The organism is Christensenella sp. MSJ-20 (assembly GCF_044357945.1).
Lineage (GTDB): Bacteria > Bacillota > Clostridia > Christensenellales > QAND01 > QAND01.
Map to the genome: position 1 here is coordinate 1,496,881 of NZ_CP076563.1, position 23,003 is coordinate 1,519,883.

The 23,003-nt window shown below is 58.0% G+C and carries 24 protein-coding genes; 10 read left to right on the forward strand and 14 right to left on the reverse strand.

Annotated features, from left to right (window positions below; all coding sequences use genetic code 11):
* Positions 1-9 precede the first annotated feature (9 nt).
* The 6 genes from KP626_RS07605 to KP626_RS07630 all read left to right on the forward strand — a co-directional run bounded on the left by KP626_RS07605 (position 10) and on the right by KP626_RS07630 (position 4,398).
* On the forward strand, positions 10-471 hold the full coding sequence (locus KP626_RS07605) for a hypothetical protein (RefSeq protein ID WP_395976374.1): 462 nt from the start codon (positions 10-12) through the stop codon (positions 469-471).
* A gap of 138 nt (positions 472-609) precedes the next feature.
* Positions 610-1,425 (forward strand): histidinol-phosphatase HisJ family protein, encoded by an 816-nt coding sequence (locus KP626_RS07610; protein WP_395976376.1) that lies wholly within the window; start codon positions 610-612, stop codon positions 1,423-1,425.
* A complete protein-coding gene (locus KP626_RS07615) occupies positions 1,422-2,228 on the forward strand; it encodes a histidinol-phosphatase HisJ family protein (protein WP_395976378.1) in 807 nt (268 codons plus the stop codon). The genes KP626_RS07610 and KP626_RS07615 overlap by 4 nt, the downstream gene beginning before the upstream one ends.
* A 22-nt stretch (positions 2,229-2,250) precedes the next feature.
* Entirely contained in the window at positions 2,251-3,081 is an 831-nt protein-coding gene (locus KP626_RS07620) for a histidinol-phosphatase HisJ family protein (protein ID WP_395976380.1), read from the forward strand.
* Between the two features lie 13 nt (positions 3,082-3,094).
* Positions 3,095-3,901: a histidinol-phosphatase HisJ family protein gene (locus KP626_RS07625; protein WP_395976382.1), complete on the forward strand. Its 807-nt coding sequence runs from the start codon at positions 3,095-3,097 to the stop codon at positions 3,899-3,901.
* Positions 3,902-4,011: 110 nt separating this feature from the next.
* Positions 4,012-4,398, forward strand: coding sequence for an MmcQ/YjbR family DNA-binding protein (locus KP626_RS07630; protein WP_395976384.1), 387 nt, complete (start codon positions 4,012-4,014; stop codon positions 4,396-4,398).
* A 202-nt stretch (positions 4,399-4,600) separates the two neighbouring features.
* On the opposite strand, the gene KP626_RS07635 is transcribed toward KP626_RS07630, so the two are convergent.
* From KP626_RS07635 to KP626_RS07670, 8 genes are all read right to left on the reverse strand, one after another.
* The gene (locus KP626_RS07635) at positions 4,601-5,059 is read right to left on the reverse strand and encodes a nucleoside deaminase (RefSeq protein ID WP_395976386.1); all 459 of its coding nucleotides are present in this window, start codon (positions 5,057-5,059) and stop codon (positions 4,601-4,603) included.
* 68 nt (positions 5,060-5,127) lie between these two features.
* Complete coding sequence (locus KP626_RS07640; protein ID WP_395976388.1) at positions 5,128-6,132, reverse strand: aldo/keto reductase; 1,005 nt, start codon at positions 6,130-6,132, stop codon at positions 5,128-5,130.
* 14 nt (positions 6,133-6,146) lie between these two features.
* Positions 6,147-6,986 carry an MBL fold metallo-hydrolase gene (locus KP626_RS07645; protein WP_395976390.1) on the reverse strand — a complete coding sequence of 280 codons (840 nt, stop codon included), beginning with the start codon at positions 6,984-6,986 and terminating at the stop codon, positions 6,147-6,149.
* Between the two features lie 363 nt (positions 6,987-7,349).
* A complete protein-coding gene (locus KP626_RS07650) occupies positions 7,350-7,715 on the reverse strand; it encodes a NifB/NifX family molybdenum-iron cluster-binding protein (RefSeq protein ID WP_395976392.1) in 366 nt (121 codons plus the stop codon).
* 19 nt (positions 7,716-7,734) lie between these two features.
* Positions 7,735-8,559, reverse strand: a complete 825-nt coding sequence (locus tag KP626_RS07655; protein WP_395976394.1) for a P-loop NTPase — start codon at positions 8,557-8,559, stop codon at positions 7,735-7,737.
* A gap of 6 nt (positions 8,560-8,565) precedes the next feature.
* Positions 8,566-8,928, reverse strand: a complete 363-nt coding sequence (locus KP626_RS07660; RefSeq protein WP_395976396.1) for a DUF134 domain-containing protein — start codon at positions 8,926-8,928, stop codon at positions 8,566-8,568.
* 80 nt (positions 8,929-9,008) lie between these two features.
* The gene (gene tkt, locus KP626_RS07665) at positions 9,009-10,988 is read right to left on the reverse strand and encodes a transketolase (RefSeq protein ID WP_395976398.1); all 1,980 of its coding nucleotides are present in this window, start codon (positions 10,986-10,988) and stop codon (positions 9,009-9,011) included.
* Between the two features lie 90 nt (positions 10,989-11,078).
* Complete coding sequence (locus tag KP626_RS07670; RefSeq protein WP_395976400.1) at positions 11,079-13,511, reverse strand: hypothetical protein; 2,433 nt, start codon at positions 13,509-13,511, stop codon at positions 11,079-11,081.
* A gap of 191 nt (positions 13,512-13,702) precedes the next feature.
* Here KP626_RS07670 and KP626_RS07675 point away from each other — a divergent pair, with 191 nt between their 5' ends.
* Positions 13,703-14,620 (forward strand): homocysteine S-methyltransferase family protein, encoded by a 918-nt coding sequence (locus KP626_RS07675; protein ID WP_395976402.1) that lies wholly within the window; start codon positions 13,703-13,705, stop codon positions 14,618-14,620.
* A gap of 142 nt (positions 14,621-14,762) precedes the next feature.
* Here KP626_RS07675 and KP626_RS07680 read toward each other — a convergent pair whose 3' ends face one another.
* From KP626_RS07680 to KP626_RS07695, 4 genes are all read right to left on the reverse strand, one after another.
* Positions 14,763-15,821: a branched-chain amino acid aminotransferase gene (locus KP626_RS07680; RefSeq protein ID WP_395976404.1), complete on the reverse strand. Its 1,059-nt coding sequence runs from the start codon at positions 15,819-15,821 to the stop codon at positions 14,763-14,765.
* A 253-nt stretch (positions 15,822-16,074) separates the two neighbouring features.
* Positions 16,075-16,698, reverse strand: a complete 624-nt coding sequence (locus KP626_RS07685) for an IMPACT family protein (protein WP_395976406.1) — start codon at positions 16,696-16,698, stop codon at positions 16,075-16,077.
* A gap of 4 nt (positions 16,699-16,702) precedes the next feature.
* Entirely contained in the window at positions 16,703-17,917 is a 1,215-nt protein-coding gene (gene tyrS / locus KP626_RS07690) for a tyrosine--tRNA ligase (RefSeq protein WP_395976408.1), read from the reverse strand.
* Between the two features lie 37 nt (positions 17,918-17,954).
* Positions 17,955-19,133, reverse strand: coding sequence for a PLP-dependent aminotransferase family protein (locus tag KP626_RS07695; RefSeq protein WP_395976411.1), 1,179 nt, complete (start codon positions 19,131-19,133; stop codon positions 17,955-17,957).
* A 191-nt stretch (positions 19,134-19,324) separates the two neighbouring features.
* Between KP626_RS07695 and KP626_RS07700 the strand changes: the two genes are divergently transcribed.
* Together KP626_RS07700 and KP626_RS07705 are read left to right on the forward strand one after the other, a co-directional pair.
* Positions 19,325-20,017 carry an iron-sulfur cluster assembly scaffold protein gene (locus KP626_RS07700; RefSeq protein ID WP_395976414.1) on the forward strand — a complete coding sequence of 231 codons (693 nt, stop codon included), beginning with the start codon at positions 19,325-19,327 and terminating at the stop codon, positions 20,015-20,017.
* Between the two features lie 13 nt (positions 20,018-20,030).
* Positions 20,031-21,026, forward strand: coding sequence for a GGGtGRT protein (locus KP626_RS07705; protein ID WP_395976416.1), 996 nt, complete (start codon positions 20,031-20,033; stop codon positions 21,024-21,026).
* A 77-nt stretch (positions 21,027-21,103) separates the two neighbouring features.
* Here the strand turns inward: KP626_RS07705 and KP626_RS07710 are convergent, their stop codons facing one another.
* Positions 21,104-21,367 carry a helix-turn-helix domain-containing protein gene (locus tag KP626_RS07710; protein WP_395976418.1) on the reverse strand — a complete coding sequence of 88 codons (264 nt, stop codon included), beginning with the start codon at positions 21,365-21,367 and terminating at the stop codon, positions 21,104-21,106.
* Between the two features lie 161 nt (positions 21,368-21,528).
* Here KP626_RS07710 and KP626_RS07715 point away from each other — a divergent pair, with 161 nt between their 5' ends.
* Positions 21,529-21,777 (forward strand): hypothetical protein, encoded by a 249-nt coding sequence (locus KP626_RS07715; RefSeq protein ID WP_395976420.1) that lies wholly within the window; start codon positions 21,529-21,531, stop codon positions 21,775-21,777.
* A gap of 63 nt (positions 21,778-21,840) precedes the next feature.
* On the opposite strand, the gene KP626_RS07720 is transcribed toward KP626_RS07715, so the two are convergent.
* Positions 21,841-22,917, reverse strand: a complete 1,077-nt coding sequence (locus tag KP626_RS07720; RefSeq protein ID WP_395976422.1) for a YbhN family protein — start codon at positions 22,915-22,917, stop codon at positions 21,841-21,843.
* Positions 22,918-23,003: the final 86 nt, after the last annotated feature.

The following is a 23,003-nucleotide window of genomic DNA, read 5'->3' on the forward strand; positions in this document are numbered from 1 at the left end:
GGTGTAAAGATGGATCAAAGGAAATACAGCGCGCGGAAAAAACATGCCTGGAGCGCCCTGGCCTTTGGGGCTGTGGCCCTGCTCCTGCTGCTGTCCTATGTCCTGTTCTATCCCAGGCTGCGGGCCTGGTGTACCCAGAATTTTCAGCCAATTTATCTTCTCTGGTACCGTTGGACGGTATGGCCCGTCTTTTCCTTTACCGCCGCCCTGGCGGCCCTTAACGGTCTGAACCTTTTGGGCCCCCTTCAGGTCAAGAGCCCTGCCGCCCGGAAGGCTTTCCTATGGGGCGGCGCGTTGATCTTTCTCCTCTTTGGAGCGCTGTTAATCTCCTTTGTCCTTTTCCAGAGCGGCGTCTGGACTGGTCCCAGCACAAAGTTTGTGGTGGAAATCTTTTTTACCACCCAAAGCCTGTGGCTAACCGCCCTCCCCGCCTTTGGAGCGGCAGGGCTCTTCCTGTCCCGCCTTCGATAGCGTAGAAAAAGGCCCGGGTTCTCCGGCCCTTTGTTCCATGCAAAAACTGCATGTTTCTGGAAGCCACCCGCGGCGGCCTTGCTCCCTGGGTGGTTTCGCTGTATCATAAGAAATTAGCAGGGAAATTGGGAGGAGAATATGGCCGCCATCCATAGGGATGTCCACATCCACAGCACCTATTCCTTTGACAGGAAATCCCCCGTCAGAGCCTATATCGACCGGGCCCGGGAGCTGGGGCTTCGGGAAATCTGTATCACCGATCACCAGGAACTGCAGATCCATACCCGCCAATACCGCCCCTATGATGGGGACGGCTACTACGCCGAGATGATCCGCCTCCGGGAGGAGTGCCGGGGGTTTTTGGATCTGAGGCTGGGCACCGAACTGGGGATTCTCAGCGACCGGGTGGAGGAAGCCCGCCGCCGGGCCAAAGCCTATCCCTATGACTTTATCATTCTGTCGGCCCACTGGTGCGATGGCAGCCCCAATTTTTACAGCGAGCCCTGGGGCTCCTATACCAACCGGGATGTTTTTACCCTCCACCTCCGGCGCCAGCTGGAATACGCCCGGATCATGGAGGATTTCGATGTTCTGGGCCACATCACCTACTATTCCCGCCGGTCCCCCTATCGGGACAAGGAGTTCCGCTATACCGACGCGCCTGACCTTCTGGACGCCCTCTTTCAAACCCTCATCGAGACCGGACGGGGCATCGAGATCAACACCAGCACCTGTGGGTCCCTGGGCTTCTCCATGCCGGATTACGATATTTTGCGCCGGTACCGGGAACTGGGGGGCGAGATCGTCACCGTGGGCTCCGATGCCCATACCGCCCAGGCCCTGGGGGCGGGGCTGGATCACGCCGCAGCCATTTTGGAGCGAGCGGGTTTTTCCCACTATACCACCTTCCATGGCCGCAAACCGGTCTTTCATCCCTTGGAGGGCCGTCCATGATTCAGGATTATCATGTGCACACCGCCTTTTCCTTCGACGGCAAGTCCACCGTGGACCAATACCTTCTGGCGGCGGATGCCACGGGGATGGACCGCGTCTGCTTTACCGAGCATTTCAATCCCATGGGGCCGGACGGCGTCACCGACCGGATGCTGCCGGACATGGACGCCTATGAGGCGGCTGTCCGCACTGCCCAAGCCCGGCTGGGCTGCCGGTGCCAAGCCCTTATGGGGGTGGAGATCGGCCCCTATGTGCCCGCCGCCTGCGCCATGGCGGAAGAAAAGCTAAACGGCCGCACCCTGGATTTCATCCTTATGGGAAACCATTGGAACCCCGGCGGCAAGGAATACTGGATTTCAGCGAATTGGCAGGGGGACACCAAGGCGCAGGCCCAGCGGGAGAACATGCTGCACCTTCTCTCCCTCATAGAGGCCATGGATGCCTTTGACGCGGTAGCCCACCTCACCTACTTCTCCCGGGGCTGCCCCTATCCCGATAAGGAAATCCGCCATGACGACGCTCCGGAGGAAACCGACGCCGTCCTCCGCGCCCTTGTGGAACGGGGCAAGGGCATCGAGATCAACACCAGCACCTACCGGGGATTTGGGTTCTTCATGCCGGGGCTTTCGGTGCTAAAGCGGTACCGGGAGCTGGGGGGCGAGATCGTCACCCTGGGCTCGGATTCCCACCATGTATCCACCCTGGGCAGCGGGATCCAAGAGGCCCGGGAACTGCTCCGGGCGGCGGGATTTTCCCACTATACCCTGTTTCGGGAGCGGGTTCCCCAATTCTGTAAGCTATAACTTTTAGATAGAGGTGACCAAGATGCGCATCAAGTACGATTCCCACGTTCATTCCTGCTATTCCCAGCATCCTTCTGTGGATAAGACCCCGCCCAGGGAGACCCTGGATCGGGCCATAGAGCTGGGCCTCAGCCGGGTCTACTTTTCAGAGCATGTGGATATGGACTATCCCTATGCCCTGGAATCCGCAGTGGTGTACGACCCCTGTGTGGATCTGCCAGCCTATGAGGAGAACCTCCATCGGATGGAGCAGGAGTACGCCGGCCGGATCCGCCCCATGTTCGGGGTGGAGGTGGGCCTGATGGACACCAACCTGGAACGAACCCGGGCGTATGTAAAGGGCTATCAGTTCCAGCAGGTGCTGGCCTCCCTTCATATTTTGGAAAACCAGCCCAACTTCCACAAGCCCGAGGCCTGGGAGGGAAAGACCAAGGGGGATGTCCAGCGGCTGTATCTGGAGACCATGGTCCGTCTGACCAAAGCCTATGGGGATTACGATTGTGTCACCCATATCACCTACTATGCCCGGAACTGTCCCTTCCCCGATAAGGAAATCCGCTATGCCGACGCCCCCGAGCATTTCGACCTGCTGTTCCGGCACCTGAAGGAATCCGGAAAGGGGATGGAGGTCAACACCTCCTCCTATCGGAAGTTTGGCTTCTTCCTGCCGGGCATCGAGATCCTGCGGCGGTATCGGGAGATGGGGGGCGAAATCATCACCATCGGGTCCGACGCCCACGGCGCCGGCAAGGTGGGGGACGATCTGGATCTGGCCGCCGAAATGCTGGAGGCCGCCGGGTTCCGCTACTACACCATCTTTGAGGACCGCAAACCCCAGTTTATCAAGCTGTAAGGAGGAAAGGCCCATGGCCGTCGCCTACGATTACCATGTGCATACCAGCCTCTCCCCCGACGGCGTCTCCTCCATGGAGGAGTACATCGGCGAGGCTCTTAGGCGGGGGATGGAGGGCCTGTGCTTTACCGAGCATATCGACGTCCTCTCTCCCGAGGTGGACTTCAACCCCGGCACCGACCTTGCTGCCTACCAAAACGCCTTTCAAAGGGTAAAGGAACGGTATGGGGACGCCCTGTTCCTGGGATTCGGCCTGGAGGCGGGGATCCTCTCCTGGTCGGCGGAGGCCACCCGGGCCTATATGCGGGGCTACGGGTTCGACTACGTCATCGCCTCCTGTCACTGGCCAGAGGGCCTGCCCAACCTCATGTACCCGGAAAACTGGGCCTATGTCACCCGGGAGACCGCGTTGCAAAGGTATTTGGAGGGCTTCTATCAAAGCCTGGGCCGGTATGACGACTACGATTGCATCGGCCATCTAACCTACTTCTCCCGCTACTGCCCCCTGGCCGATAAAAAGCCTCGATTCGCCGACGCCCCCGATCAGATCACCGCGATTTTGAAGCATCTGATTGAAAGGGGTAAGGGGATGGAGGTCAACACCAGCACCTATGGAAAAGAGGGATTCACCATGCCGGATCTGGAGATCGTCCGCCGGTACCGGGAGCTGGGAGGCGAGATCATCACTCTGGGGTCCGACGCCCATGAGGCCGGCGCCCTGTGCCAGAGCTTCTCCTACGCCGCCGGCATGCTGAAGGAGGCCGGATTCACCCACTATACCGTATTTGCGGAGCGCCGGCCCCGATTTTTGCCGCTGTAACGGAAGAAGCCGCCATCCTTGGCCTTTTTCAGGAGAGCGCTGGATAAGCTCAGCCCAAAAAGGGCCAAATTTGGACAGCCTGGGACCATTTCAGCGGAGGAGGATTTGCTATGAAGCGCGGGGAATGGAAGGAATACATTGCGGGAACCTATGGGGTGGAGCCGGATTTCCCCTGGGCGAGGTTTCCCAATCATATGGTGTTCCGGCATGAACAAAACCGAAAGTGGTTTGCGCTGTTGATGTCCATCCCCGGGAGCAAGCTGGGGATCCCGGGGGATCAAACCGTGGATATCCTAAACCTCAAATGCGATCCTCTTCTCACCGGCTCCCTTCGCCGGGAGCCCGGCTTCTATCCCGCTTATCACATGAACAAGGAAACCTGGATTACGGCGGCGCTGGACGGCAGCGCGGAGGAGGAGAGAATCAAACAGCTGCTCCATATGAGTTTTTATTTGACCGCGCCAAAGAATGGATGCTCCTGTGGCGCTATTCCGTGATGGATTTGCAAGAGAAAGCGGAAGGGAAAGGCAATCAAGTGGTTTTTCAATGTAAAAAGAACCGCCGGGGAAGCCCCAGGCGGTTCTTTTGCTCTTGCGGTCTTATCCGATCCGCCAAAAGGGCGGCGCCGGCTTGGAAGGGAGCCAAACAGCCCCACCCGATGGATCGTCGATGTCCTCAAATGGGGGATGGAAAGCCGGGTTATCCCCGCTTTTTTGCCTCCAAATACCTGTCAAACAGCGCTTGGCACGCCTCCCGATCCATCTGCTCTACGGAGAGCAACGGCTGCTTTTCCGGATGCTCCAGCATGTCGTACAGAAGCTTATCGTGGAAGCCGCTTATAAGGGCGTCCTGCCGGCTGCAGCCATAGCATACGCGGGTGATTTTGGCCCAATAGGCGGCGCAAAGGCACATGGGGCAGGGTTCGGAGGTGCTGTACAGGGTGCAGCCCGATAGATCCCGGGTACCCAGCCGCTCCGCCGCCAGGCGGATGGCCGCCACCTCTGCGTGCATGGTTGGATCCTGGGTTTCATACACCCGGTTGCCGCTGACAGCAACGATTTTTCCATCCCGAACCACCGCCGCGCCGAAAGGCCCGCCATGACCCGATTGGAGGGATTCCATTCCGGCCATAAGGGCCGCTTTCATAAAAGGATTCATGGCGTTCTCCCTTTCTTGCCCGTTTCCTTCGAACGGTATGGCGTTCGTCCCTCTGTAAAGTGGCGCTGTTATCCCAGCGGCCGCAAAGCCCGGATGCGGTCCTCATACTCCTGGGGCAGATCATAGTGAAGGGCTGCCAGACAGATGTCCAGCTCCCGGGGCGTCTTGATCCCCACGGTGGGAATGACCTGGAACCCGTGCTCCAGCAGCAGATATTTGATGACGATGGTGTTTACCTCAGCGCCGGTTTCTCGGGCAGCCTCCTTCAGCACCTCTAAAAGCGCCTGGTTGGTGGGACAGTCGTACTCCCGGTGCTCATGCTCCGGTACCTCCATCCCGTTGGCCAAGCGGTGGAAATAGGCGCGGCCGTTGGCGGCGTAGGCCATGACGGGGATCTGGGTTTCCCGGTGGAAGGCATAGGCGCGGTCGTCCATATAGGCGTCGGAACGAAGGCCGTTGGCGCCCTCCGCAAAGACATTGAGGCACCAGGAGATCTGATCCGTGATAAAGCCGGATAACCCGTGGGCTTTGGCGTAGTCGTAGGCTTCCCGCTGCCGGACTACCCGCCAGTTGCTGCATCCATAGGCCCGGATTACGCCCCTCTTCTTCTGCTCCTCCAAGGTCTCCAGAATCTCTCCCACCTCCACGGTTTCGTTGTCGTTGTGGAGGGTGAAAATGTCGATGTAATCGGTCTGAAGATAGCCGAGGGACTCCTCAATATCGGCGATGATATCGGCCCGGTGCAGCTGGGGTTCGGTCTTTGGGCAGGTGAGCATGTTGCCGGTAGGGGTGATGATCTTGGCGTGGCAGCCCTTGGCCGATAGGGTGAACTCATGGCGGCAGCCCCGCTCGCGGAACCATTTGCCGATGAGCTTTTCAGAGCTGGACCGCTCGATCTTCAGCCAGTCGCAATACACCAGGGCGGTGTCCAGGAAGATGCCCCCCAGGGAGCGGAAATAATCCAGTTGGTTGATCACCAGCTCCGGAGCGGTGGAGCCGCCAAAGGAACCTCCTCCGAGGCAGATGCGGTTTACGTCCAGGCCGGTATTGCCCAGTTTAACCCGTTCAAGCATAAGATTTTTCCTCCTTAGCGTAAGCTATCCCGCAGCGCCTTGAGATGCTCCGGGGAGTAGATGATGCAGACGTTTTCAAAACGATGCTGACGGCCCACCATGCCGCTGTTTTCGATGGGTTCATCCCCTTCATCCCGCTGGTTCAGATCCAGGATACAGCCGATGAGCTGATCCAGCACCTCCGGGCCTATGGGGGAGTTGCCATGGCCGGGATAGATGGCGTCAAAATCCAGGTTCATCCCCTGCAAACGGCGAAGGGATTGCAAGAATACCGAAAGGGGCAGGGTTTGGTCGAAGCTTCCTACATACCAGATGGGATGGCTGTTGACGCTGTCCCCCCCAAAGAGACTGCGAAGTTCTGGACTGTACAGAGCTACAGAGCCTACGGAATGGCCCGGCACCTCGATGGCTCGAAGGGTGACGCCCCCAAGGTCCAGTACGTCGTTCTCCACCAAGGGCAGATGTGTTACATGGTTTAGGTTCTGGGCAAAATAGGTGTCCTGATCCAGCACATCTTTAAACCAGGGATTCTTCCGAATGCGGTACTCGATGATCTTTTCCTTGGCTTCCCGGGTATAGCCGGCCAAAAGCCCTGGCAGATCCTTAGGATTCAAATAGGCTTCGGCAAAATAGTAGTTGCCGAAACAATGATCGCTGTGCCCGTGGGTGTTGGCTACTAAAAGGGGTAGGGAGGTGATTTCCCGGATCATGGGCCGGATATCCTCAAAGCCGTAGCCGGTGTCGATCAAGAGGGCTTTTTCGTTTCCCAGCACCAAATAGCGGTGGATGGAGCCCAGTTCGGTGATGCGGTAAATGCGGTCTGTCATCTTGGTGACGCTGTTAACCATGGGCATGGGCGAAACTCCTTTACACATATTTGAATTGGAACAACATTCCAACCCTATGATAGCACAAAGAGCCCGGTACCGTCACGGTTGGTACCGGGCTCTTTCTGAAACCAGGCGGGCAGGCGGGCAGTGGCCGCATCCCTGTTGCAACCGCTTCGCGGTCGGCAGGCTGAGCCTGCACCCATTTTGCAACCGCTACGCGGTTGCGGGGTGTTACACGGGGAACAGACGCCTGCTTTGCAGTCACGGCCTGCGTTACTCTTGCTCAGAACAAAGGCTTCGTTTCTTAAGCATAACGCCGCACCGTTGGCATTAACGATTTTAAATCATAAAATCTATTTCCACGGCAAGGCTCCGGGCACCACTCGGTTAATGGTGGCAGTGATGCGCTTCCCCGTGATGGTGATCGCATTGGCCGGCAGGATTGTCCGTGAGGTTTCCGGCAAGATAGGCTTCCACGGCGGCGTCTACGCTGCCGGAGGCGCCGGCGATGAGTTGGATACCCGCTTCGCTGAGAGCGTCCCGGGCGCCTTGGCCAATGCCGCCGCAGATGAGAAGCTCCGCTCCGGCCTGCTTGAGCACTCCAGCCAGGGCGCTGTGTCCGCTGTCTGAGGTGTCCAAAAGCTTTTTATCGGCCACTTTGCCATCCTCTATGGTATAAAGGGTAAAGCACTGGGTTTTGCCAAAATGCTGATAGATTTCACCGTTTTCGGTGGTAACTGCAATCTTTTTCATGTTGCTTGCGTCCTTTCTCTTATAATGCTTCCAGCGCGTCCACAGCCCGTTTGAGCCAGGGGGCGTCCAGCGTTTCAATCTCTCCTGCATCACAGGCGCTGGCGATGGCCGGATCTACGGGGATCTGGCCCAAGAGGGCTACGCCGTATTTCTGTGCGACCGCTTCCGCCTTGCTCTCGCCAAAGACAGAGATGCGCTTGCCACAGTCGGGACAGAGAAGATAGCTCATGTTTTCCACCATGCCCAGGATGGGTACGTTCATAAGACGGGCCATATTTACCGCCTTTTCCACAATCATGGAAACCAGATCCTGGGGGGAGGTGACGATGATGATCCCGTCCAGGGGCAAGGACTGGAACACCGTAAGGGGGACGTCGCCAGTTCCCGGAGGCATATCCACAAACAGATAGTCCACATCCATCCAGACGGTATCGCTCCAAAACTGCTTTACCACCCCGGCGATAAGAGGACCGCGCCAAGCGACGGGATCGGTTTCGTTCTCCAGCATCAGGTTTACCGACATGAGCTGGATATCCCGGCGGCTCTTGACGGGATAGATGCCGTATTCGCTGCCAACGGCCTGCTCATGGACGCCAAATACCTTGGGGATGGAGGGGCCGGTTACGTCTGCATCCAGGATGCCGGTGCGGTGCCCCGCTTTGTTCATGGCTACCGCCATCAGGGAGGTGACCAGAGACTTGCCCACGCCTCCTTTGCCGCTGACCACGCCAATGACGTGTTTTACACTGCTCAGCTCATGGGGCGGAAACAGCATGCTTTCGGGCTCGCTCCGGGAGGGGCAGTTTTCGCCGCAGGAGCTGCAGTCATGGGTACAGTTTTCCATGGAAACTCACTTCTCTTTCTCTTGATGGATGGAGGACTCGTGGAAGGGACAACGGGAACAGCCGTGGCCTTGGCCGCAGGGGCGTTCCTCCACGGCGTAACTGCCCCCTTGGATCCGGATGCTGGCACCATCCCATAGGGCCTGGGCCACGCTCTTTCGGGCGGCATAGAGAATCCGCTGGAACGTCCCCCGGGATACCCCCATCTGCTGGGCGGCGGCATCCTGGTCAAGCCCCTCCAGATCGCAGAGCCGAAGGGCCTCTAACGCGTCCACCTGTATGGTGACCGTCTGCTCTCCTCCCGAATCGGGAGAAAACACCCGATGGGCCGGCTCCCGGCAGATTCGCCTGCATTTCACATTCCTTGCCATGGGTTCCTCCAAAAAATTATGGGCATATGCACATAATTAGTATAGTGCATATGCCCATAATGTCAATGGTTAAAATGGGGTTATTTTGCCATAACCCGATTGAGCGCCTCAACTAGATGGTCTACGGTGAAGCCGAAGACCTCAAAGAGCTTGTCCCCAGGGGCGCTGGCGCCAAACCGATCGATGCCGATGATCTCCCCGGCGTCTCCAGCGTACTTGTGCCAGCCGAAGGTGGTGCCGACCTCTACGACCACCCGCGCCCGCACCGTGGAAGGCAGCACGGATTCCTTATAGGTGGCGTCCTGCTCCTCAAACACGTCCATGCTGGGCATGCTAACCACCCGAACGGCCTTGCCTTTTTCCTCCAGAGCCTTGGCGGCTTGGATGGCGATGTCCACCTCGCTGCCGGTGGCGATGAGGATGGCGTCGGGGGTATTTCCCGGGCCATAGATCACATAGCCGCCCTTCTGGGCTGCCTCGATGGAGGATCCCTCGTAAAGGGGCAGGTTCTGACGGGACAGGGCCATGAGGGTCGGGCCATTGTGGCCCAGGCCGTAGAGATAGGCGGCGGCGGTTTCCTTGCCGTCGGCGGGACGGAAGACCGATACCCCCGGCATGGCCCGGAAAGAGGCGATGTGTTCAATGGGCTGATGAGTGGGGCCGTCTTCGCCTACGCCGATGCTGTCATGGGTCAGGATGTACAGCACTCGCTGATGCATAAGAGCGGAAAGACGGACGCTGTGGCGGAGATAATCGCTGAACACCAGGAAGGTGGCCACATAGGGCACTACGCCGCCATGGAGGGCCATCCCGTTGGCGATGGCGGCCATGGCATGCTCCCGAACGCCAAAGTGGATGTTGCGGCCTGCCCGGTCGGCAGGGGAGAAATACCCTTCTCCCTCCAACACGGTCTTATTGCTGGGGGCAAGATCGGCGCTACCGCCCATAAGCTGGGGCACCATGGGCGCAATGGCGTTGAGCACCTGGCCGGAGCTGCTCCGAGTAGCGGTGGCGGTGAGCTTTGCGGCAACGGCTTCCACATCGACAAGCTGGGCAGGGTTCTGGGTATGATAGGTATCCCACAGATTACCCATGTCGGGAAGGGCTTTTTTGTATTGAGCCAACAAGGCGTCCCAACTGCTCCGGGCGGCGCGGCTATCGGCCAGCGCGGTTTCCACGTACCCATAGGCCTCCTGGGGGATGTAGAACTCCCGGTCGGGATAATAGTCAAGCGCTTCCTTCAGGGCTTTGATGTTATCGGCGCCCAAAGGCTCGCCGTGGGTTTTTTCACTCCCCTCCAAGGGGCTCTTGGCGCCAATCTTGGTATCCACCACGATGAGGGTGGGTCGCTCTTTGGACTCCTTAGCGGCTTGGATAGCCTGCCCAATGGCGTCCATGTTTTCGCCGTCCGCCACCTCGATTACCTGCCAGCCATAGGCACGATACCGGGCGGGCACATCCTCATTGAAAGAGGTAGCGGTATTTCCCTCGATGCTGATCCGGTTCCGGTCATACAGGACGATGAGCTTATGAAGCTGCTGGGTGCCGGCTAGGGAAGCCGCCTCGGAGGAGATACCCTCCATCATGCAGCCGTCGCCCACCAGAGCGTAGGTGTAGTGGTCCACCAGATCAAAGCCATCTCGATTGAATACGGCGGCCAGATGGGCTTCAGCCATGGCCATGCCCACTGCCATGGAAACGCCCTGGCCCAGAGGACCGGTGGTGGCCTCCACTCCTACGGTATGGCCGTATTCGGGATGGCCGGGAGTGAGGCTATCCAGCTGCCGAAAGGACTTTAGGTCCTCCATGGTAAGGCCGTAGCCAAAGAGATGGAGCAGGGAGTAGAGCAGCATGCTGCCGTGGCCCGCCGATAGGATAAACCGGTCCCGGTTGGGCCAGTCGGGGCAGGCGGGATCATGGCGCAGATGGCCCGAAAAAAGCTCGAAAGCCATGGGAGCCGCCCCCAGGACGATGCCGGGATGCCCGCTATTTGCCTTTTGAATGGCCTCGGCGGATACCACCCGGATGGCGCTGACGCAGAGTTGCTTTTGATCTGTCATGGTGCCCTCCTAAAAAATAATGGATTCGTTGGTAAGGATCATGTAAAGCCATAGCGAAAGCCCGTCTCCGGGCTTTCGCGTATTACGGTGTTATTTGCGGTTCCTCCTGCGGGGAGCATAGGAGAATTCATCCATGGAGGGGGCGGAACCGCCTTCCCTTTGGCCATGGTTCCCGTCGTTAAAATCGTCCTCCGGGGAGAAGAAATCCTCCTCTCGTCCTCGATTCCGGGGAGTCCGCTGCCGGCTGGCACGGGGAGAAACCTCCTCTTCATCGGCAAAGAGATCGTCCAGGTCGTCCCGCCTACGGGGCTTGCGTCCAAACAAGCCGCGCTTGCTCCGGGGAGCCTCGTCCTCGTATTCCTCCTGGTCCTCATCCACCAGCACATCGTCTAAGGAAGGAGCGTCGGGGCTGAGGTCGTCCTCCACCAAGCGCCGTCCCCGGCTCCGACCTCTGACGGAAACGGTTTCGGTCTCATCATCGATGGAGGGAGTGGAATGCACCCGCTCCGCTTCCTCGATCACCTGGCCAAAGGCCCGGCGGGGCCGATCATGGGCAAAGGGATCCTGCGAGGGCAGATCCTCAGGGGTAAAGGAATCGGAAACCGGCGCCGTTCCATTTTCCGGCGGGGTCTCTGCCTCTAAGAGGGACTCTGCTGCTGCACCTGCGATGGCGCCGGTGGACAGCCGCTGGGCCTCCTCGGGAGAAACCTCAAACCGGCGCTTCCGGGCTGCTTCCAGCCGGGCGGCGATCTCAGGATCATCCAGGTGGTAGGAGGAGCCGCCCTCGTAGGGCCGGCGGCTGGGCCGATATACCTTCATGCTATCCTCGTCCTCTTGGACGTTGGGGAGAGAACTGCGGGGAATGGGACCGCCCCGACTGGCCCGGAGCTGTTCCTGAGCGGACTCGGGGGTCACCACCCGCTGGATACGGCGGGTAGCGGTGTTGCTGCCATCCATGGGCATGCCATCGGCGGTCATGCGGGGGCGGGAACCACCGGGCCGGGGACCCATATCCCGTCCATTGGGCCGGTTGCCACCGGGGCCTCCGCCGATGCCGGGCCGTCCGCCGCGGGCCATAGCACGCTGAGCCCGTTTCTTTTTGTCGATGACCATGAGGATCACTAGGGCAACAGCGGCCACAACGATGAGGATGACAATGATGATCAGCACCTTAAAGAAGGTTCCCAAGGCATCCCCTCCCTCGGAGGGATTGATGGTGCTGGGGTCTCCTGCCGCAACCCCCAGTGCCACGGGCAGGGAGGAGGCGGTATAGGCGGTGCCGGCCTCATCCTTGGCGATGGCCGAGAAGAGGTAGTTGCCGGCCTCTTCAATGCGCAGGGTTTTGGTGATCTCCCGGGTGCCAGGCGCCAGTTCGGCAAGGGTCTCTATCTGGCCCAGCTTGGCTTCAGTAATGACGATATCCTTTAGGGTGATGCTGCCATCTGCCGTCAAAGTGATTTTGAATTCCACGTCTCCAGGAATCTCGGGATTCTGGTTTATGGGAGTAACGGTCATGCTGAACAGGAAGGAGCCGGATACCGTGATGGGTACCTCGGCAGATTGCTCGGATTTGGTACTGCCTCCGGCGGGAAATTCCGCCACAAAGTAGTAGTTATGGCTTTCAGCCACGGTGGTTTTATAGCTGATATTGGTGGAGGCGTTGGGGTTTAGGCTGATGTCCTTCCGAACCTCGTTGCCTGCGTCATCCTTCACCGTGATACCATTGATGGCCACGGCGCTGGTGTTTTTTAGGGTGATGGTAAAGTTAACCTCTGCTCCCTGATCCACAGCGTCTTGATCGGCCTTGGCGGTGATGGAAAGAGAGGGGGTGCTGGCGGTAATCTTAATAGGGGTAGCGGAAGCGGTGCCTCCGGTACCCTGGGCGGTATAGGTGGCGGTAGGGGAGGAGGTGATGTCCTCATTCACCGTAACGGTCTTGGTGTATTGTTGGTTCTGGCCAGGGGATAGAGCCAGGCCGGATGCGATGTTACCGGAAACCACAGCGGTATCCTTGATGGTGATATCGGTCAGATCCACATCGCCGCCGTTCTGAACGGTGTAGGTAAAGGTGACCTTTTCTCCCGGCTCCACAGCTTTTTTATCGGAAGTAACGGTGAGGTTCAGTTTGGGATTGCCGCCCTTTTTCTTGACGGTAACGGCGCCGGAAGCGCTGCGGGATTCTCCGCCCACCATGTAGGTGACGATATAGGTCAAAGGAGCGCCCAATTCCTCGGCGGAGAGGCTGACGGTAACGGTGTGGTTGGTGCTCTGCCCCTCGTCCAGGTTGCCCAGGTTGACAGGGGAGGAGATGCCGGGCCCCGCAAGGGCGATGTTTTCCACCCCTACGTTGGCACCCACGGTAACGGTGACGTTGGTGGAGCCCGCGCCAGTCATCTCGGCAGGGCTGGCGGTTACGGAAACGGTGATGTCGGCGGCCGCCTGGGCGGGGAGGGCAGGAATCCCCATCACCATCAGGGCAAGTATGGCCAATCCTATGGTAAAGACGCTTTTGATCCGCTTCATGAAATACCTCCGGTATGAGGGTTGTGGGCAGTGCATACAGCCCATAGCTTACAGACCATTATACCAGTATTGACAACCTTAGGCAACACAGCTTGTCCCGTCCATGGGCTGGAATCCATGGGGAAATCCCCCTGCTATGGACATTTTATGGGGAAGGTGCTACACTGCCGCAAAAGAGAGGGGGGAGGGCTATGGAGCTTTCCCGAAGGGTCGCTGGCTGCCGGGGGATGCTCATGGAAGGGGCGCTGGGAACCAGGCTGAAGCAGGAATACGGAATTTCCTTTCATGAGGAGGTCGTTATGGCGCCGCTGGTGCGAACCGAGCAGGGCCGGGAAGCCCTTGGGGCACTTTGGTCCCAGTATGTGGAAATCGCCCGCTGCCATGGCCTGCCCTTTTTGGCCACCACCCCCACCCGCAGGGCCAACTGGGAGCGGATGGAGCGCGCGTCCTTTGGCCCGGACCTGTTCCGGGACAACGTAGGGTTTTTAAAGGCGCTACGGGAGAAATCGCCGGGGGAAATGTACATCGGCGGACTTATGGGCTGCCGGGGTGATGCCTATCGGGGGGATCAGGGGTTATCGGCCCAAGAGGCCCAGCGGTTTCATAGCTGGCAGGCGGCAGCCCTGGCCGGTTCCGGAGTGGAGTTCCTGTACGCAGGCATCATGCCCACCCTGCCCGAGGCTTTGGGCATGGCCCGTGCTATGGGGGCCACCGGTCTTCCCTACCTTATAAGCTTCATGATTCGCCGGGATGGCCGCCTCCTGGATGGGGTTCCCATGCGGGAGGCCATCGCGGCCATTGAGGAGGGCGCACGGCCCCGGCCCCTATGCTATCTGGCAAACTGCGTTCATCCCTCGCTGGTTCGGGAGGCGCTTTCCCAGCCCTTTAACCGGGATCCCCTGGTGGTTCGACGATTTATGGGGCTTCAGGCCAATGCCTCCCCTCTTCCGCCGGAGGAACTGGAAACCTCCGAAGCGCCGATGACCACAGCCCCAGACGATCTTGCCCGGGAGATGCTGTCCCTTCGGGATCTCTGCGATTTCCGCATCTGGGGCGGCTGCTGCGGCACCGACGACCGTCATATGGAGGCGCTAGCCCGGGGGATCTAGACGTAAAGAAAACCTCCCAGCATACAATGGGAGGTTTTCTAGTTGAACATTGTTTTTCATTTGTAAATTTAACCATATGAAATCAGGGGACAGCAATTTACTGCCCCCTGATCTTGGTATTTATTTATTTTTGCGTTTATCGTTACAGCTTGGTGATCCAGCCCATGGGATCGGGCTTTACACCGTACTGAATACCGGTGAGCTCATCGTATAGCTTCTGGGTGACGGGACCGATGCCGCCATCCCCGATGGTATATTCCTTGCCCTCCCAGATGAGGGTACCCACAGGGGAGACAACGGCGGCGGTACCGGCGCCGAATACCTCGCTGAGCGTGCCCTTCGCATGGGCTTCAGCTACCTCCTGGATGGAGATCTTCCGCTCCTCCACGGGGATGCCCATGGAGGAGGCCAGCTTTAGGATGCTGTCCCGGGTGATGCCAGCCAGAATGCTGCCGTCCAAAGAGGGGGTTACCAGCTTTCCGTCTATGACGAAGAGGATGTTCATGCTGCCCACCTCCTCGATGTATTTCCGCTCTACGCCGTCCAGCCAAAGAACCTGGCTGCAGCCATATTTCTTGGCGGTGGCGTCAGCGATGAGGGAACAGGCGTAGTTGCCGGCGGCCTTGGCGAAGCCCATGCCACCCCGCACCGAGCGAACGTATTCATTTTCCACCAGAATCTTTACGGGATGGATGCCCTCGGCGTAGTAGTTGGCTACGGGGGAGAGGATCACCATAAAGATGTAGCTCTCCGCCACCTTTACCCCCAGGAAGGGATCGGCGGCGATGGCAAAGGGCCGGACATATAGGGACTGGCCGTACTCGGTGGGAACCCAGGCTTTATCCAGCTCCACCAGCTGTTTGATGCAGCCCAGCACGAATTCGGTGTCGATGTTGGGGATGCAGAGCCGGTCAGCGCTGCGGTTAAAGCGGTTCAAATTGTCCATGATGCGGAAGAACTGAAGCTCCCCATCGGGATTGCGGTATACCTTCAACCCCTCGAAGATGGCCTGACCATAGTGAAACACCATGGCGGCAGGATCCAGGCACAGGGGCTGGTAGGGCACAATACGGGCGTCGTGCCAGCCCTTGCCCTCCTTGTAGTTCATCATGAACATGTGATCGGTAAAATACCGGCCAAAGCCAAGAGGGCCTTCCGGCTTTTTCTTTGTGTTTTCGCTTGCGATGATCTTTAGCGTCATAACGATTTCCCCCTTCTGGTAATGCGTAAAAAAATCAAATTGAACCCGCTGGCTCAAATGAAAACAGGATTTCGCCCAGCCTGGAAAGCAGCGCCTTTACTGATTGGGCAACGTACAATTCTTATTCTATCACAAAATAGGCGAGATACGCCCAGTCCAACAGGCCATGGAAGATGATCCAGCCCACCGACCGCTATCAAAGGTGCCGCTGGTCTCGATGGTTTTATGGACGATGGCGGTCCGGTTCCTTTTCTTAGAAGGGAAAGAGCAGCTCTTTTCCCCTCGTCAGTTGGGCGGTACCATCGGTGGCATCGGCCAGATCCCGCTCAAATCCCGGGTATTCCTCCAGCCTCAGCGTTCCCTCGATGGACACGTCCGCCTCAAACCGGGTGTCCTGGACCCGCAAGCCGGGGTGGGCTAACAGCGCTCCGATCTTTCCATACATGGCGTAGCTTACAACGATGGTGAGGGCTACGCCCGGCAGCATTTGGATCAAACCGGCCTCCTCAAGGGCCATCCCCGCCGATTTCCCATAGGTTCGGGTCAATCCGCCGGCCCCCAACAGGATGCCGCCGAAGTATCGGGTTACGATCACCAGCACATCGGTGAGCTCCCGCCCGGTGATGGCGTTTAAGATGGGCATCCCGGCGGTGCCGCCCGGCTCCCCATCATCGCTGTACCGTGCTACGCTCCCATTGGGGGTGAGCCGGTAGGCCCAGCAGTTGTGGCTTGCGTCATGATGCTGCTTCCGGATGCGAGATAGATGGGCAAGAGCCTCCTCTTCAGAAGCGATGGGAAAACACCAGCCGATGAAGCGGCTTTTCCGCTCCACAAGCTCAATTCGGCTTTCCCGTTCCACCGTCCGGTATCCCGTCATGGCGTCATTTCTGCAACAGCCGGTGGAAGGATTTCTTCCCCTTGCGGAGGATGATGCCATCCCCAAGGCGCTGGGTAGGCAGGGGCGCGAAGGGATCGGACATCTTTACGTCGTCCAGGTAGACGCCGCCCCCCTCTACCAGCCGACGGGCATCCCCGCGGCTTTTGGCCAGGCCGGTTAGGACCAATGCGTCGGTCAGGGTTTTTTCCTCCATCTCCCCAGCTTCCACCAGGGTAGTGGGCATATTGGAAAGGTCGGAGCCACCGCCAAAGAGGGCTTCGCTGGCGGCCTGAGCTTCCATGGCGTCCTGCTCGCTGTGAATCAGCTTGGTAATTTCAAAGGCCAGAACCTTTTTGGCCTCATTGATCTCCTGATCCCGAAGGGCCCCCAGCCGCCGAACCTCGTCCATGGGTAAAAAGGTCAGGAGGGCCAGGCACTTCTCCACGCTGGCATCCTCGATATTCCGCCAGTACTGATAGAACTCATAGGGGCTGGTTTTCTCCCGGTCCAGCCATAGGGCGCCCTTTACGGTTTTGCCCATCTTGGTTCCGTCAGAGGTGGTGAGGAGGGGGAAGGTGAGGGCAAAGGCCTCCTTTTGCTCTTTCCGCCGGATCAGATCCGCCCCCGAAAGGATGTTGCTCCACTGGTCGTCCCCTCCGGTCTGAAGGGTGCAGCCGTATTCCTTGTACAGATGCAGGAAATCGTAGCTCTGCATCAGCATATAGTTAAACTCCAAAAAGGTGAGACCCCGCTCCATCCGCTGCTTGTAGCACTCGGCGGTCAGCATGCGGTTTACGGAAAAATGGACGCCGATGTCCCGAATAAACTCCACATAATTGAGGTTCAAAAGCCAATCGGCATTGTCCACCATAATGGCCTTGCCGGGGGAGAAGTCCATAAACTTCTTCATCTGCTCCTTGAGACAGTCGGCGTTATGGGCGATGCGTTCCCGGGTCATCATCTGGCGCATATCGGTCTTGCCGGAAGGGTCCCCGATCATGCAGGTACCGCCTCCCACCAGCACGATGGGACGGTGGCCGGCCCGCTGGAGGTGCGCCATGGCCATAAGAGGAATGAAGTGGCCGATATGGAGGCTGTCGGCGGTGGGGTCAAATCCGTTGTAGAAGGTGACGGGGCCCTCAGCTAGCCGATCTTTGATCTCGGGATGGCTTACCTGCTTAATAAAGCCCCGCTCGGTCAGAATATCAAATGCATTCATTGTATTACACCTCGGAATATTTGATGGAATGCCCTCGCTACCGGCTGGTCTTCAGCAGGTTGGCGAGGATCTCCATGCCTTTTCGGATCTGTTCCGGAGTGGAAGCGGAGAAGTTCAGCCGCATGGTGTTGGGCTTGGGATCCTTGGCATAGAAGTGCTGACCGGGGACATAGGCGACGCCCGCTTCCACGGCCTTCTCTAACATGGCCTGCGCGTCCTGCCCTTCCGGAAGCTCCACCCAGATAAACAGGCCTCCGGAGGGCCTGGTATAGGAGATCTCCGGGGGGAAGAGGGAGAACATGTCCAGCATGGCCTCCATCTGGGCCTTGTAGGAGGGAAGGATCTCCCGAACATGATTAAAATAATGCCCTTCCCGGATATAGGCGTCCACCATGGCCTGATTGAGATTGGCGGTGTGAACGTCAGCGCCCTGCTTTGCCACCACCATCTTGCGGATCACCGTTGGATTGCCAACGGCGGCGCCCAGACGCAGGCCGGGGGATACGGTCTTGCTGAAGGTCATAAGATGGATGACCAGGCCCTTTTGATCGAAGCTCATGATGGAGGGCTGGGGATCTCCCAGGTACCGCAGCTCGCAATAGGGGTCATCCTCCAAAATAAACACCCCGTACTGCGCGGCCAGTTCCGCCATCCGCTGGCGGCGGTCGTTGCTCAGACAGACGCCGGTGGGGTTCTGGAACGTGGGAATGGTATAGATGAACTTGGGATGGTGGGCCTTGATCTTCCGCTCCAGGTCCTCCATGTCCATGCCGTTGTCATCCATCTTTACACCGATGACGTTGGCCTGATAGGAGAAAAAGGTCTGAAGCGCGCCCAAAAAGGTGGGAGCTTCCGCTAGAATCACATCGCCGGGGTTGATCATCAGCTTGGTAAACAGCTCGATACCCTGGCTAGAGCCGGTGAGAGGCAGAATGCCGCCCTCGATGGGGTTGATGCCCCGGGGCTTTAGCACCTGCCAAATGGACTCATACAAAGGAGCCCAGCCCTCGGTTTGCCCGTACTGCAAAATCACGGCGCCGTTGTCCCTTAAGATCCGGGCGCTGATGTCCGCCAGCGCCTCCTGGGGGAAGGTCTTAGGATTGGGGTTCCCCCCTGCGAAGGAGATGACGTTCCCCTTTTGTACGATCTTGAAAATCTCCCGAATGGCGCTGCCGCTGACGCCCTCCATCCGGTCGGAAAAATGCAATTCTGCCATGCTACCACCGTATTTCCGTAAAATATAGTAAGTATTTTATACCATAGTTCATCGGGTTAAACAAGGGAAGAAGGCTCTGTGGACAAGGGTTGCACGTAAAAATACCATAAAAATATGGTGGATAACCGAATAAGTATGATATAATAAGAGCAAATTTTTCACAATGATCATCCACAGAAGGAGGAGCAATCATGCAATATTCACACGAAGTGGAGCAGATGTGTTGCGTATGCAAGGGCGCGAAGCACGATCCGGCCCCCATCCCCGAGGAGGGCAAATGGGTAAAATCCAAGGAGATTCGTGACATCAGCGGTCTGACCCACGGCATCGGCTGGTGCGCACCCCAGCAGGGCGCCTGCAAGCTGACCCTGAACGTTAAAGAGGGGATCATCCAGGAGGCTCTGGTGGAGACCATCGGCTGCTCGGGCATGACCCACAGCGCCGCCATGGCCGCCGAGATCCTGGCCGGCAAGACCATCCTCGAGGCTCTGAACTCCGACTTGGTCTGCGACGCCATCAACACCGCCATGCGGGAGCTGTTCCTGCAGATCGTGTACGGCCGCACCCAGACCGCTTTCTCCGAGAACGGCCTTCCCGTGGGCGCCGGCCTGGAGGATCTGGGCAAGGGTCTTCGGAGCCAGGTGGGCACCACCTACTCCACCGTGGCCAAGGGGCCCCGGTATCTGGAGCTGGCCGAGGGCTATGTGCTGGAGCTGGGCCTGGACGAGGGCAACGAGATCATTGGCTATAAGTTCTTGAAGGTGGGCCCCTATCTTGAGGAGATCAAAAAGGGTGCAGACCCCGTGGAAGCCTTTAAGAAGCATACCGCTGTCTATGGCCGCTTCAATGAAGCCGTGAAGGTCATCGACCCGCGTCACGAGTAAGGAGGATACGACTATGATTCGCTTCGAAGGATATGAACGGCGCATTGCCCAGATCGAAGCCTGTATGAAGGAATACGGCATCGCTGATCTGGAGGACGCCAAGGCTATTTGCACCAGCAAGGGTATCGACGTGGACGCCATCGTCCGCGGCATTCAGAATATCTGCTTTGAGAACGCCATCTGGGCCTATACCCTGGGCGCGGCCATCGCCATCAAGAAAGGCGCTAAGGATGCCGCTTCCGCCGCCGAGGCCATCGGTATCGGGCTCCAGGCCTTCTGTATTCCCGGTTCCGTGGCCGATCAGCGCCAGGTGGGTCTGGGCCATGGCAACCTGGGCGCCATGCTGCTTCGGGAGGAGACCAAGTGCTTCTGCTTCCTGGCCGGCCATGAGTCCTTTGCCGCCGCGGAAGGCGCCATCGGCATCGCCCGGACCGCTGACAAGGTCCGCAGCGAGTCCTTGAAGGTTATCCTCAACGGCCTGGGCAAAGATGCCGCTTATGTCATCAGCCGCATCAACGGCTTTACCTATGTGGAGACCGAGTACAACCAGTATACCGGAGAACTTAAAATTGTCATGGAGAAGCCCTTTTCCCAGGGCGAGCGGGCCAAGATCCGCTGCTATGGCGCTGACGACGTCAACGAGGGCGTGGCCATCATGAAGGCCGAGGGCGTGGATGTATCCATCACCGGTAACTCCACCAACCCCACCCGGTTCCAGCACCCCGTGGCGGGCACCTATAAGAAGTGGGCCGTGGAGAACGGCGTGAAATACTTCTCTGTGGCCTCCGGCGGCGGCACCGGTCGTACCCTGCATCCCGATAACATGGCTGCTGGCCCTGCCTCCTACGGCATGACCGATACCATGGGCCGGATGCATTCCGACGCCCAGTTTGCCGGTTCCTCCTCCGTGCCCGCCCATGTGGAGATGATGGGCCTGATCGGCATGGGCAACAACCCCATGGTGGGCGCCACCGTTGCCGTGGCCGTAGCGGTTCAGGAAGCTGGCTGAGAGAGCGATTCCATAAGGTAAAAAGAAAAAAAGAATTAAAAACGCGGAAGGAATGTATTCCTTCCGCGTTTTTAATTCTAATGTTCTGGTTCATGTTTTTGGGAAGAGGGGATGCGCTCCCCTAGAGCGGTTTCGATCTCCTGCACCAATTGGCTGGGCCGCATGGAGAGTGCGCTGGCTAGACGGAAGATGGTTTCCAGGGTTGGCTTGCGCTCCCCCCGTTCGATCATACTGAGGTGGGTTCTTCCAATGGCGGCAAAGCCGCTTAGAACCTCTTGGGAGAGGCCCCTTTCTTCCCGCAATGTTCGTATGATGTTGCCTACCACTTCGGCGTCTACCATGGCGATCCCTCTTGAGCCTATTCTATGGAAGAAGGCCGGGGCCTATGCATACAAATATAGACATTCGGTGGGCAAATATGCTAGTATACAGGGGAAAGCTTTGAACAGAAGCCGAGGATGGTCTCTAGAAAAACCAGGGATGGAGCGGAGGGTGGAAATCGGTGGAGGATGGTGAAAAGAGGGGACTGCTGGAATACCTGCATCAGGAGGTTGGCTGCGGCTATCTTTCGGACCTGCGCTACCGGCCCTGGAGCCAGGAATGCCATCGGGTCATTGCACGGATAAAGCCTGGGGCGTACACCCTTGTGGATTGGAGCGAGGCCTATTGCTGTTTATTGGGCCATAGGGAGAGTTTTGCCGACGTCCAACAGGCGCGGGAGCGCATATTGCAGGACATGGCCGCCGGCTGAGGCCGGGCCGGTACTTGATAAAAAAAGAGCCGATGGAAACTCCATCGGCTCTTGCTTTTCTCTTTATACGGTGCCATTGGGCAGCTTATCCTTCTTTTTGAAGACGCTGGTGAGACTGTCCACCAGGACGAACCCCGCTCCCACCAACAGGTTGGAATAGTAGGTGAAGAGCCGCCACATAAGGGTGGCCACATAGATGAGCTGGGTACCGGGGAACAACATGCTGAAGAACAGGAAGAACCCACCCTCGCTGGCAAGGGCTGCTCCCGGCAGAGGAACAAAGGAAACCGTCAGGTACAGGAAGGATTGCAGGAAGATGATGTTGATGGGGCTGGAGCCCTGCATACCCAGGGCACGATACACGCAATAGGTGATGAAGAAGTAAGCGCCCATCTCCAAGATGCTGTACAAAAGACCCATGAGCATCATGCCCCGGTTGTGCCGCAGATAATCGCTGCTGCTATGGAACTCATCCAGCGTTTTGGTGGCCGCCAACAGCGCCTGTTCCGGCCGCTTGATGAGTTTGATCCTGGCCAGGAAATTGATGACCCGGGTGGTAAACATCATGGTCTTCACCTTGTTGATTACCACGAACAGTACCAGCAGCATCAGGCCGGCATTGATCACGATTCCCAGAATGGTGAGATAGAAGATCTGGGGATGCTGAGCCTTATAGTAGGCGCCGCGAAGGATCATGCCGACGGTGAAATACAGGCACATGGTGAGCTGAAATACCACAAACTTCAGGGAAAACACGCAAGTGCTTTTGCCCACAGGAATCCCATCCCGCTTCAGATACATGACCTGTACGGGCTGCCCGCCCGAGGCAAAGGGGGTGATGGCACTGTAATAGCAGCCGATCATGGTCACCTTTACAGCGTGGCGGAAGGAAATACGTTCTCCAACCCCCCGTACGAACAGATGTAGGCTGGCGGTGCTCATACCCCAATACACAAAAATAGCGCAGACTGCGATGAGAATCCACATGGGGGACAGTCCGCTGAGGACGCCCAAAACGCCCTTTAACTCGGGATTGAGGAAACCATAACCGACGATAATGCCCAGGGTCAAACCGATATATAATAGGTTAAATATAATTTTTTTGTTTTTCTTTTTGGGGCTGTTTTCCTGGATCTCCAAGAGCAGCACCTCCTATTTAGAAAGACACTAAGGTTATCTTAACATCAAATCCACTACAAGGCAATATTTCTTTGTCTGCCGGAACC